This is a genomic window from Arthrobacter sp. YA7-1, from assembly GCF_025960325.1.
GTDB classification, from domain to species: Bacteria; Actinomycetota; Actinomycetes; order Actinomycetales; family Micrococcaceae; genus Arthrobacter; species Arthrobacter bambusae_A.
Genome location: NZ_CP110114.1, coordinates 4,036,379 through 4,048,030, shown reverse-complemented (window position 1 = coordinate 4,048,030; position 11,652 = coordinate 4,036,379). Strand labels below are relative to the sequence as shown.

Genomic DNA, 11,652 nt, shown 5'->3' with positions numbered 1-11,652 from the left:
TGAGCGGGCGTCCTAGCGGGCGGCGGTGTCGACGGCGGTCGTCTCGGATTCGGCCATGGCTTTCCACTCTGCCACGCGGGCCTGGTGCAGCGGCGACTTCCGGACCAGGGCGTAGGCCACGGCGAGGATCGCGAACCAGATGGGCGTGACGAGCAGGGCCGTGAGGGTGTCCGGCTGGGTCGTCAGGGCCCAAACCAGGAAGCCGAAGAAGGCGAAGACCACCCACACCATCACGATCCCGCCGGGCATCTTGAAGGTCGATGCCTCGTGCAGCTGGGGCCGGCGCTTCCGGAAAACGAGGTAGCTCGCCAGGATGATGGACCATACGAACATGAAGCAGACCGCGGAGACCGTGGTGACCATGTCGAAGGCTGCTCCAATGTCCTTGCCCGCGTAGAGCAGGGCGACGCCGCCAAGGAGCAGCACGCAGGACAGAAACAGGGCGTTCTGCGGGACTTTGCGGCTCGAGAGGCGGCCGAACAATTTGGGGGCATCGCCGTCGTTGGCTAGGCCAAACACCATGCGCGACGTCGAGTAGATACCCGAGTTGGCCGAGGACATGGCAGAGGTCAGCACCACGAGGTTCACCACGGTGGCCGCGATGCCCAGTCCGGCCAGGGAGAACATGGCGATGAACGGGCTGTGGCCGGCCTTGAATTCCGTCCACGGGATGACGGACATCAGGATGATGAGCGCGCCGACATAGAACAGCATGACGCGGACCGGGATGGCGTTGATGGCGCGGGGCAGGTTGTGCTCCGGGTTTTTGGTCTCGGCCGCGGCGGTGCCCACCAGTTCGATGCCGACGAACGCGAAGACCGCGATCTGGAAGCCGGCAACGAACCCCATGAATTCCTTGGGGAAGAAGCCGCCGTGGCTCCAGAGATTGGTCAAGCTGGCGGCTCCGGCGTCGGACGTGAAGCCGGTGGAGATCATGACGATACCCACGATGATCAAAGCGGCGATGGCAACGATCTTGATGAGGGCGAACCAGAACTCAGTCTCGCCGAAGGCCTTCACCGTGGGGAGGTTCAGGAGGAGCAGGATGGCGATGGTCGCGAGGCCCGGAATCCAGAGCGGCACCCCCGGCCAGAGCTCATTTGCGTAGCCCGCGATGGCGATTACATCGGCCACTCCGGTTACCACCCAGCAGAACCAATAGGTCCAGCCGGTGAAGAAGCCCGCCCAAGGACCAAGCAGGTCGCCGGCGAAGTCGCTGAAGGACTTGTAGTTCAGGTTGGACAGCAGGAGCTGGCCCATGGCGCGCATGACGAAGAACAGCATGAAGCCGATGATCATGTACACGAAGATCACTGACGGGCCGGCGACGGAGATGGTCTTTCCGGAGCCCATGAACAGGCCCGTGCCGATGGCGCCGCCGATGGCAAGCAACTGGATGTGGCGGTTGCTCAGTGAGCGCGCCAGATGCGGCTCGCTGTCTTTGCTGGAGGCTGTGCGGTGCCCCGTTGTTGTCTGGTGAGACATATCTGTATCCTTCGGGTGATTCGCCGCATGGTGACGTGGCTAACAAATCTGCTAGTCCAAAGTAACTTGAAGCATCCAATAATTTGTGATTGATCGTTTCACCCAGAATTCATGAAAGCGCGTAAAACGAATCTTCCAGCTTGTGTCAGGCTGGTGCTATGAGTCACACAAATCCAGGGGTGAAGCCGCTGTTGAGCATGGTTCTGGACGAAGGAGTCTTCACGCTCCGCCGGGCACACTGGGAGGACCTGCCCGCCATTCTCAGATTGCTCGCCGCGGATCAGTTGGGCAGCTCCCGTGAAAATGCCGACGATGTCGGACCCTATCTGCAGGCGTTTCAGCAGATCAATGAGGATCCGGCCCAACTGTTGGTGGTCGGCCATTTGAATGGCGCTTGCGTGGCGACTTTCCAGCTGAGTTTCATCCCGGGTTTGGCTCGGAAGGGCTCATTGCGCTGCCAGATCGAGGCCGTGCGCGTCGCCGCAGAGTTGCGGGACCATGGCGTCGGGGCGGCCATGATGCAGTGGGCCATCGAAGAGGCTCGGAACCGCGGCTGCACCCTGGTCCAGCTCACCAGCGACAAGTCCCGCACGGATGCCCACCGCTTCTATGAGCGGCTTGGTTTCGTGGCCAGTCACGAGGGAATGAAGCTCGCGCTGTAGCGCCGGAGAGCGCAAAGGGAAATGCTTATCCTTGATATTTAGGTAACCTAACTGTTAGGATACCTAAGTATGAACGACAATCAAGCTGACGAAGCGCTCCTCGCCCTCGCCCAATCATTCCGGGAAGCCTTGCGGCAGAGCGTCTATGTGATGCGCCGCCTCGATTCCGAGGAGCAACTCAGCTCCGCCCAGCTTGGCGTCCTCAAGATGGCGCTCGACGGCGCTGCCCGCGTCGGAGGGATCGCCCGGAACCTGGGGGTCAAGGTCCCCAGCGCCACCGAGCAGATCATCAAGCTTGAGCGCGCGGGCCTCGTCAAACGGGAAGCGGATCCGGACGACTCCCGTGCCGTCCGCGTCGCCGCGACCGCGGCGGGACGTGCCGCCGTCGAGAACGCAGACCGCCGCCGCAACGAATTCATCGCCGGGATCCTCGGAACGCTGAGCGAAGCAGAACGCCACGCCGTGGAAGCCGCACTTCCGGTGTTCGACAAGATCAACCACTCAGTCCAGTACTGAACAAACCCAACTGAAGAAGCCCAAGAACTAGGAGAGCAGTCCATGAAAGGCCAGCTCGCAGAGCAACTGCAGCCAGCGGAAGAAACCCTCGAGGCCGAGAAGGCTTCGTTCCTCAAGCAACCCAAAGCTGTCTGGGCCACGGCGATTGCCGCCGTCTTCGCCTTCATGGGTATCGGCCTGGTGGACCCGATCCTGCCGGCCATCGCCAAGAACCTCCAGGCCAGCCCCAGCCAGGTGTCGTTGCTCTTCACGAGCTACTTCCTGGTGACCGCGGTCGCGATGCTCGTGACCGGTTTCGTCTCGTCGCGGATCGGCGGCAAAAAGACGCTGATGATCGGCCTGGCCCTGATTGTCGTTTTCGCCTCGCTGTCCGGCTTGTCCGGAAGCGTGGGTGAGCTGGTCGGATTCCGCGCTGGTTGGGGACTTGGCAACGCTCTCTTCGTGGCCACCGCGCTCGCAGTGATTGTCGGCGTCGCAAGCGGTGGAACCGGAACCGCGATTATTCTTTACGAAGCCGCCCTTGGCCTGGGCATTTCCCTCGGCCCCTTGCTCGGCGCGCTGCTCGGCGGCTGGCAGTGGCGCGCACCGTTCTTCGGCACCGCGGTCCTCATGGCCGTCTCCTTCATCGCCTTGCTGGCCCTGCTGCCCAAGACGCCGAAGCCGGCCACGAAGGCCCGTTTGCGTGACCCGCTCCTCGCCCTGGGCCACAAAGGCCTTCGCACCACTGCGGCCAGTGCCCTGTTCTACAACTACGGCTTCTTCACGATCCTTGCCTTCACGCCCTTCATCCTGGGAATGGACGCCTACGGTATCGGTGCCGTGTTCTTCGGTTGGGGCGTAGCCGTGGCCGTGTTCTCGGTCTTCGTCGCACCCCTGCTGCAGCGTCGCTTCGGCACCACCAACGTCCTGGTCGGCACACTCGGGGCGCTTTTGCTGGACCTCGTAGGGCTGGGACTGGCTGCGGGGCACTCGGTGACTGCCGTCGTCGTGCTCGTCATTGTGGCGGGCGCCCTGCTGGGCATCAACAACACGCTGTACACCGAACTGGCCATGGAGGTCTCCGATTCGCCGCGTCCCGTGGCCTCGGCCGGGTACAACTTTGTGCGCTGGATGGGCGGCGCGCTGGCTCCGTTTGTCGCTGCGCAGCTGGGCGAGCACTTCGGTCCCCAGGTCCCGTTCTTCGCTGCCGCCGTCGCCCTCGGGTTCGCGATCCTCGTAGCCGCAAGTGGCCGCCGATACCTGAAGTCGCACGAACCGCACCTCGTGTAGGCGGCCCCAATCAGCTCGCAGTTGTTGTCGTTATGAGCCTCCAAAACGACAACAACTGCGAGTCACTTGGGCCCGGGAGGCTACTTGGGTTCCGTGACCGCGAACTCCGCGGGCTTGGAGCCCTTCGGGACGAACAAGGTGTCGGCCTGCTCGAGGGACATGCCGTTCGTTTCGGGCACCTTGAACATGACAAAGAAGAACGACGCCGCGGCGAACAGTGCGTACATGCCGTAAGTCAGCGGCAGCGAACCGGCCGCCATGACCGGGAAGCTCAAAGTGACCGCGAAGTTGGCGATCCACTGGGCTGCAGCGGCCAGGCCCAGCGCGCGGGCACGGATGCGTGAGGGGAAGATCTCTCCCAGGAGCACCCACACCAACGGTCCCCACGAAGCTCCGAAGCTCACCACGAACACGTTGGCTGCTACCAGGGCAACCGGACCCCAGGCTCCGGTCAAGGACACCGAGGATCCCGACCCGGTGGCGGAGGAGAAGGCCAACGCCATGGCGCCAAGGGACACGGCCATCCCGATCGAGCCCGCGAGCAGGATGGGCCGCCGGCCGATGCGGTCCACGAGTGCGATGGCCACGAGGGTCACCAGGATGTTGGTGACGGACGTTGCCACCGAGATGGTCAGGGAGTCCTGCTCGTGGAAGCCGACTGCTTTCCACAGGGTGGTGGAGTAGTAGAAGATCACGTTGATGCCGACGAATTGCTGCAGCACGGACAGGATGATGCCGATCCACACCACGGGTTGCAGGCCGAAGGCCTTTCCACGCAGCGAGCCCTTCTTGGTGGAGAGCTCGTCCTCCTTGATCGAGTCGCGGATCTCGCGGATGTGGCGTTCGGTGTCGTCGCCGGGCATCAGGGTGTCGAAGATTTTGCGTGCGGTATCTTCCTTGCCGTTGAGGACCAGGAAGCGCGGGGACTCAGGCAGCCGGAAGGCGATCACGCCGTATACCGCGGCGGGCACGGCGCAGGCGATGAACATCCAGCGCCACGCCTCAATGCCGAGCCACAACGCATGGTGGGCGCTTCCCGCAGAGTTTGCCAGGACGGCGTCGGACAGCAGGGCCGCGAAAATACCGGTGGTGATCGCTAGCTGCTGCAACGATGCGAGCCGGCCACGGACCCGGCGCGGGGAGATTTCAGAGATGTAGGCCGGCGCGATCACGGAGGCGAGGCCGATGCCGAGGCCGCCAACCAAGCGCCAGAAGACCAGGTCCCAGATGCCGAAAGCCAAGCCCGTCCCGATGGAACTGACCAGGAAGAGAGCGGCGCCCAGCTTCATGGCGGGGATGCGGCCGTATCGGTCGGCCACCTTGCCCGCGAGATAGGCCCCTGCTGCACAGCCGAGCAACGCGACCGCCACAGCGAGGCCAGTGACGGCCTCGCTCAGCATGAATTCGTCCTTCATCGCATCGACGGCCCCATTGACGACGGAGGAATCGAAGCCGAAGAGGAAACCGCCTACCGCCCCGGCAACGGCCAGGCCGATTACCTTGCGTGGGACGCCGGAGCGGCTGTCTGAGCTGGAATCGGGCATGGCTCTCCCTTGGGAAAATTTGTGGACTGTGCGGCGCGGTCCTCGTCGGCGCCTGGTTCCGACGGGGACGTCGGGGCACTCGCGCTACACAGTGTGGCACGCTGCCAGCGTGACTTCCAGTCAACGCGGCCGGCCACGCAGGAGGTGTCACGCCACGCAGACTTTTGCGCCGCCGTCGGACGCTTGCCCGCACGAACACTGGAAACGACAACGGCAGGCAGTCCAAAAGACTGCCTGCCGTGGCGCGGTTCGAGATATTGCCTAGTGGGCCGAAACGGACTCTTTCGCAGCCGTCTTCGGATCCGTCAGCTTCTTGTTCGGCAAAGCGAACGTGATGAGGAACGCGAGGCCGGTGAGGGCCGCGGCGGTCAGCATCACGGTGTCGATCGACTGTGCGAAGCCTTCAAGGATGGGGCGCGTGAGCGCCGGGTTTGCATGGTGCAGCCAGCTGGTGTCGTTCAGCGAATCGTTCGTGGCGCCGTTCTTGAAGAAGTCGTACAGCTTCGCGTTGGCGGGATCCGCAGCAACCGCGGGATCCTTGAGCACCTTGAGGTAATCGGCGCTGCCCATGGCGTCCTTCATGCCCGAGGCGATCTTGTCGGCGGCCAGGCTGAAGAGCATCGAGATGAACACGGCGGTTCCCACGGCACCGCCCATGGAACGGAAGAACGCAGCGGTAGACGTGCCCACGCCCATGTCCTTCGACGGCACGGAGACCTGCATGGCCAGGGTGAGCGGCTGCATGCAGAAGCCCAGGCCCATGCCGAAGAACACGGCGATCAGGCCGGGGACCCAGAGTCCGGTGTCCACGCCGAGGGACAGTCCCATGACGATGGCAGCCGCGGTCAGGATGCCCGTGCCGAGGATCGGGAAGATCCGGAAAACGCCCGACGACGAGATGGTACGGCCCGCTGTAATGGAACCGAAGAGGATGCCCACCGTGAAGGTGATCATCATGAGGCCGGCCTCGGTGGGAGTGAGGCCCTTGACCAGCTGGAGGTACATCGGGAGCATCGCGATGGCCCCGAACATGCCGATACCAATGATGAAGTTCAGGAGGGAAGACAAGCCGAACGTGATGTTCCTGAAGAGCCGCAGGGGGATCAGCGCGTAGTCCCCGGCACGCCGCTCAACCAGCAGGAACGCGATGATGCCGATGACGCCCAGCCCGTAGCAGATCCACGAGTTGCCGGAGGTCCAGCCCCAGCTGCGGCCTTGTTCGGCCACGAGGAGCAGCGGAACGATGGCCAGCGTGATGGCTCCTGCGCCCCAGTAGTCGATCTTCTGCTTGACGTGCTTCGCGGGCAGGTGCAGGTAGAAGAACACCACGGCCAGTGCGGCCAGGCCGATGGGCAGGTTGATGAAGAAGACCCAGCGCCAGCCGTCGAAGCCAAGGATGTTGGCCGAGCCTGCGAAAGCACCGCCGACCACGGGGCCGAGGACCGAGGAAACGCCGAAGACGGACATGAAGTAGCCCTGGTACTTGGCACGATCCTTCAGGGCAACGATGTCGCCGATGATGGTCAGCGCGAGGGCCAGCAGACCGCCGGCGCCCATACCCTGGATGCCGCGGGCGATGGCCAGCTCGGTCATGGAGTGCACGGAACCGGCGTACAAGGAGCCCGCGAGGAAGATCAGGATCGCGGCCAGGTAGAGCGGACGGCGCCCGAAGATGTCGCTGAGCTTGCCGTACAGCGGGGTGGTTACCGTGGATGTGATGAGGTAGGCCGTAGTGGCCCACGCCTGCAGGGACAGGCCGTCGAGGTCGTTGGCGATGGTGTAAATGGACGTGGACACGATGGTCTGGTCCAGGGAGGACAGGAACATGCCGAGCATGAGGCCCACCATGACGGTGAGCGTCTGACGGTGTGTCAGGACCTCTCCGGCGGCCCGCACAGGCGTGGCTTTGGACATTGCTTCTCCAAGGGTGGATGAAAAGGGGACTAAGCAGGATAGTTGCTTTCAGTAACTATCCTAATGGCTCCTCTATTCCCTGTCTTACCCGATTGGAGAGAAATATGTCACCGTTCCACGAGAATCCCGTCGGGATCGCAGTAGATCAGGTTGCCGGGTTCGATGTGAACTCCATCAATCAGCAGCGCGATGTCCACTTCGCCGCGGCCCACTTTGGAGCTCTTCTTGGGGTTGCTCCCGAGGGCCTTGACGCCCAACGGCAGCCTCGCGATCGCCACGCGATCGCGGATGGCACCATTGATCACGACGCCGGACCAGCCGTTCGCGACGGCGCTCTCGGCGATCATGTCCCCCATGAGAGCCGTGCGCAGCGAGCCGTAGCCGTCCACCACCAGCACGGCGCCTTCGCCGGGGGTCGCCAGAACCGCCTTCACCAAGGCATTGTCCTCAAAGCACTTGATGGTGCGAACGGGGCCGTTGAAGTGCGAGACGCCGCCGAGGTCCTGGAACTGCAGTGATATCGACTCAACATCCTCGGCACGCTCGTCGTATAAATCTGCGGTGTTGATGGGGTTCGCTGGGCTGTTCATCGTTGATCCTCCTCGGTCCGTTGGAGTTACCCTAACGTGCGCGGACGTGCCTTGGCGCTAGGCTGAATTCACACGTCCAGACGCCAGGGGAGAACCGTCATGAGCCCGTCCGATCCGCCCGGTTCCCTGCCTGAGGGACCGGTGACGGATCCTGCCCTCGATCCTGCGCGAACACACGGCCCGACGACGGCGCTCGCCGAGCCCGTGGAGCGCGTCCGCTCGCTGTGGGTCACCGGAGTGGTGCTCGTCAATGTGGGCATCAACGCCGCTTTCTTCGGGCCCATCCAGGTGTTGCTCGGACAGCAGGCCATCCACTTTGACGAAGGACAGAAGGAAGCCATCCTTGCGCTTGTCACGGGATGCGGCGCCGCGGTATCGATGGTTGCGAATCCCCTTTTCGGAGCGTTCAGCGATCGCACTACGTCACGCCTTGGGCGACGCGTTCCGTGGGTACTCTTCGGTGCCATCCTCGGCACCGCAGCCTTGGTGGCCCTGGCGGGCGCTCCCAATGTGGCGGTCATGACCATTCTGTGGTGCCTTGTCCAGGCCGGCTGTAACGGAGCCTATGCGGCTATCACAGCTGCTATTCCGGATCGAGTACCAGTTCCTCAGCGCGGCGCGGTCGGCGGGCTCGCGGCTATGGGGCAGACCGTGGGCATTCTCGCGGGCGCGGTGATTGCTTCCGTGGTTTCCGGGAACTTTGCCCTAGGTTACATCGTGTGCGCTGCCGCGCTGCTGGCCGGGGTCGTGCTCTATCTATTCAAGAATGACGACGTGCCTCTCGTTCGGGAGGCCAGGCCACCGTTCAAACTCTGGACATTCGTCAAGGGGTTCTGGATCTCGCCCGTCAAGTACCCGGACTTCGCGTGGGCCTGGCTGACGAGGTTCCTGGTCAATGTCGGCAACCACATGGTCACGTTGTACTTGCTGTTCTTCCTCAAGGATGCCGTGCACCTCGAGGAAGCGCAGGGGATCAAGCCGGAGTTCGGCGTCCTTATCCTGACGGGCCTGTATGCCGTCATGGTGATCATCACCAGCGTGGTGGGCGGTGCCATCAGCGACCGCATGGGCAAACGCAAACCGTTGGTCATTGTCTCGTCCGTCGTCATCTCGATAGCCGCGTTGATCCTCGCGTTCGAACCCACGTGGACAGGGGCCATTGCGGGTGCCGTGGTGCTTGGCGTGGGCTTCGGTGCGTATCTGGCGGTCGACTTCGCCCTCATTACCCAAGTGCTGCCTGCGGCGTTGGACCGGGGCAGAGACCTTGGGGTCATCAACGTGGCCAACTCTTTGCCGCAAGTGATTGCGCCGGCAATTGCCTCCGTCTTCGTTGTGTTCTGGGGTGGCTACGTTTCGCTGTACGTGGCCGCAGCTGTCGTCGGTCTGCTGGGTGCCGTATTCGTTGTGAAGATCAAGGGCGTTGCGTAGCCTCCGGGAATCGGTTCTCAGGGAACTGACAACTTGCTGCCGTATCATTGTCAGGACGCGCTCGGTCTTTGGGGGGCCGCGCAATCTCCCCGAACGAAGCCCAAACCAACAGAACGCCGGAAATGTCCGAACCGAACTCCTTGGAACCGTATTCGCTGGATCTGGCCGCGGGGTTGCCCCAAATGGCGGCTGCTCCCACGACGCCGAGACAGCTATTGCGCTACGCCCGGATACTGAAGACTGCCGCCGGATTCGCCCAGCGCCAGTTCGATACTGTGAGCCTTTCCGACGTCTCCACCAGGGCCCACGTTCCGCTCGGGACGCTCTACCGATACTTTCCGTCCACGGTTCACCTGATGCTTGCCGTCTACCGGCAGCAGCTGCGGGAACTCAACGACTCCAAGCCGGCGTCTTCGAGGTGCAGCCAGCAAGAGCTCACGGGTCTCGGGATGGAGATTTTCCACATGCGGGTCATGCAACCCGCCGTCGAGCATTGCTTGTCCCGCACGTGGGATACCCGCGATGGCGACATCCCCGTGCTCTTGCGGGATATCGAAGCGCTCTCGGCCGAGATGGTGGCTGCTGCGATCGGTGACGCTGGGAGGGCCCGGATTCTGCTCCACGTCGTCAGTGGTCTGGTCCAGTCCGTCAACTGCCGCCGGATCTCACTTTTCGACGCGGAGAAGGACCTCAAGAACGCCTGCAAGTTGATTGCGGACGCGTAGCTTTTACGGGAATCAACGTAATTGGTCTAGACCACTACGACCAAAAGTATGAGTTTATGGCTGGATGTCTCTAGTCTTCCTATCAAGCCCTTGTCTACGAAGACAGGAGCCAAGCGGCTAGCAGCCCATATCCGCAGGAGCTTCACAGCACGGACCAGCCACCCTTGGTCCGGCACCGAAGCCTCTATACCTGCCCGAATTGTGCCGTGGGTTCACGGCTGGCCTGAGGAGACAACGACGTGTCCGTCGAGACCATCACCCCTGAACAGAATCTGACTGCCCTGGCGCTGAGCGAAGAGGAAATCTTCGCCGCCCACGAAGGCGGCAAGCTCTCCGTTTCCAGCACCGTGCCGCTCTTGAACAAGCGGGATCTTTCCATTGCGTACACCCCCGGCGTCGCCGAGGTGAGCCGCGCGATCCACGCCAACCCTGAGCTTGCACGGACGCACACGTGGGCCGAGCGCCTCGTGGTGGTCGTTAGCGACGGTACCGCCGTCCTGGGCCTGGGCGACATCGGACCCAGCGCCTCCCTCCCGGTCATGGAAGGGAAATCGGCGCTGTTCAAGGCCTTCGGCGATCTCGACTCCATCCCCTTGGTCCTCAACACCACCAACGTGGACGAAATCATCGAGACCCTGGTCCGCCTGCGTCCCAGCTTCGGCGCCGTCAACCTCGAAGACATCTCCGCGCCCCGCTGCTTCGAACTCGAAGAGCGCCTCATCGAAGCCCTCGACTGCCCCGTCATGCACGATGACCAGCACGGCACCGCCGTCGTGGTTCTCGCAGCATTGACGAATGCCGCAAAGGTGACCGGCCGCGAACTTGAGGGACTGAAAGTTGTGGTGTCCGGTGCGGGCGCCGCGGGCATCGCCGTCTCCGAGATCCTGCTGACCGCTGGCGTCAAGGACGTCGTCCTTCTGGATTCCAAGGGCGTGATCAACGCGGAGCGCGCGGACCTCGTGGCCGACTCGGGCAGCGTCAAGGCCCGCTTCGCCCAGCGGACCAACCCCCGCGGCCTTTCCGGAGGACCCGCAGAGGCCCTGAACGGCGCCGACGTGTTCATCGGCGTTTCCTCGTCCAAGCTGGCCGAGGAACACTTGAAGCTCATGAACCAGGATTCGATCGTGTTCGCGCTGTCCAACCCGGACCCCGAAGTCCTGCCGGAGGTCGCCGTGAAGTACGCGGCCGTCGTGGCCACTGGCCGCAGCGACTTCCCGAACCAGATCAACAACGTCCTGGCCTTCCCCGGGATTTTCCGCGGAGCCTTGGACGCCGGGGCACGTCGGATCACTCCGGCCATGAAGATCGCCGCGGCCCGCGCCATCGCCGCCCTCGCCGAGGAAGAACTCTCCGCCGATTACATCGTGCCCAGCCCGTTGGACCCCCGCGTCGCTCCTGCAGTCACGGCGGCGGTTGCCGCGGCGGCTGAATAGCGCGCGCGCAATACCCGAAGAGCCGACGACGGCGACGCTTCCGTGCTGGGAAGCGTCGCCGTCGTTTTTTTGTTCCGAAGTGCGGG

The 11,652-nt window shown here is 63.3% G+C and carries 10 protein-coding genes; 6 read left to right on the top strand and 4 right to left on the bottom strand.

The genetic code is table 11. From position 1 onward, the window contains the following. Positions 1-12 precede the first annotated feature (12 nt). Entirely contained in the window at positions 13-1,485 is a 1,473-nt protein-coding gene (locus OIT41_RS18925) for an amino acid permease (RefSeq protein ID WP_078107267.1), read from the bottom strand. Between the two features lie 158 nt (positions 1,486-1,643). Between OIT41_RS18925 and OIT41_RS18920 the strand changes: the two genes are divergently transcribed. From OIT41_RS18920 to OIT41_RS18910, 3 genes are all read left to right on the top strand, one after another. Then, positions 1,644-2,147, top strand: coding sequence for a GNAT family N-acetyltransferase (locus OIT41_RS18920; protein ID WP_078107268.1), 504 nt, complete (start codon positions 1,644-1,646; stop codon positions 2,145-2,147). A gap of 69 nt (positions 2,148-2,216) precedes the next feature. Next, a complete protein-coding gene (locus tag OIT41_RS18915; RefSeq protein ID WP_241709713.1) occupies positions 2,217-2,663 on the top strand; it encodes a MarR family winged helix-turn-helix transcriptional regulator in 447 nt (148 codons plus the stop codon). A 42-nt stretch (positions 2,664-2,705) separates the two neighbouring features. After that, on the top strand, positions 2,706-3,932 hold the full coding sequence (locus OIT41_RS18910; RefSeq protein ID WP_241709712.1) for an MFS transporter: 1,227 nt from the start codon (positions 2,706-2,708) through the stop codon (positions 3,930-3,932). Positions 3,933-4,012: 80 nt separating this feature from the next. Here the strand turns inward: OIT41_RS18910 and OIT41_RS18905 are convergent, their stop codons facing one another. The 3 genes from OIT41_RS18905 to rraA all read right to left on the bottom strand — a co-directional run bounded on the left by OIT41_RS18905 (position 4,013) and on the right by rraA (position 7,980). After that, entirely contained in the window at positions 4,013-5,476 is a 1,464-nt protein-coding gene (locus OIT41_RS18905) for a sugar porter family MFS transporter (RefSeq protein WP_241709711.1), read from the bottom strand. Between the two features lie 261 nt (positions 5,477-5,737). Further along, complete coding sequence (locus OIT41_RS18900; protein WP_241709710.1) at positions 5,738-7,390, bottom strand: MDR family MFS transporter; 1,653 nt, start codon at positions 7,388-7,390, stop codon at positions 5,738-5,740. Positions 7,391-7,497: 107 nt separating this feature from the next. Continuing rightward, entirely contained in the window at positions 7,498-7,980 is a 483-nt protein-coding gene (gene rraA / locus OIT41_RS18895; RefSeq protein WP_241709709.1) for a ribonuclease E activity regulator RraA, read from the bottom strand. Positions 7,981-8,079: 99 nt separating this feature from the next. On the opposite strand from rraA, the gene OIT41_RS18890 reads away from it, so the two are divergent. The 3 genes from OIT41_RS18890 (at position 8,080) to OIT41_RS18880 (ending at position 11,566) form a co-directional block, all read left to right on the top strand. Further along, on the top strand, positions 8,080-9,408 hold the full coding sequence (locus OIT41_RS18890) for an MFS transporter (RefSeq protein ID WP_241709708.1): 1,329 nt from the start codon (positions 8,080-8,082) through the stop codon (positions 9,406-9,408). Between the two features lie 122 nt (positions 9,409-9,530). Further along, on the top strand, positions 9,531-10,133 hold the full coding sequence (locus tag OIT41_RS18885; protein ID WP_241709707.1) for a TetR/AcrR family transcriptional regulator: 603 nt from the start codon (positions 9,531-9,533) through the stop codon (positions 10,131-10,133). Between the two features lie 239 nt (positions 10,134-10,372). Then, positions 10,373-11,566: an NADP-dependent malic enzyme gene (locus OIT41_RS18880; RefSeq protein WP_241709706.1), complete on the top strand. Its 1,194-nt coding sequence runs from the start codon at positions 10,373-10,375 to the stop codon at positions 11,564-11,566. Positions 11,567-11,652 lie beyond the last annotated feature (86 nt).

Coding starts and splice junctions, on each gene's coding strand:
- OIT41_RS18905 (WP_241709711.1), bottom strand. CDS start 5,476: ATGCCCGATTCCAGCTCAGACAGCCGCTCCGGCGTCCCACGCAAGGTA.
- OIT41_RS18925 (WP_078107267.1), bottom strand. CDS start 1,485: ATGTCTCACCAGACAACAACGGGGCACCGCACAGCCTCCAGCAAAGAC.
- rraA (WP_241709709.1), bottom strand. CDS start 7,980: ATGAACAGCCCAGCGAACCCCATCAACACCGCAGATTTATACGACGAG.
- OIT41_RS18890 (WP_241709708.1), top strand. CDS start 8,080: ATGAGCCCGTCCGATCCGCCCGGTTCCCTGCCTGAGGGACCGGTGACG.
- OIT41_RS18910 (WP_241709712.1), top strand. CDS start 2,706: ATGAAAGGCCAGCTCGCAGAGCAACTGCAGCCAGCGGAAGAAACCCTC.
- OIT41_RS18900 (WP_241709710.1), bottom strand. CDS start 7,390: ATGTCCAAAGCCACGCCTGTGCGGGCCGCCGGAGAGGTCCTGACACAC.
- OIT41_RS18885 (WP_241709707.1), top strand. CDS start 9,531: ATGTCCGAACCGAACTCCTTGGAACCGTATTCGCTGGATCTGGCCGCG.
- OIT41_RS18920 (WP_078107268.1), top strand. CDS start 1,644: ATGAGTCACACAAATCCAGGGGTGAAGCCGCTGTTGAGCATGGTTCTG.
- OIT41_RS18915 (WP_241709713.1), top strand. CDS start 2,217: ATGAACGACAATCAAGCTGACGAAGCGCTCCTCGCCCTCGCCCAATCA.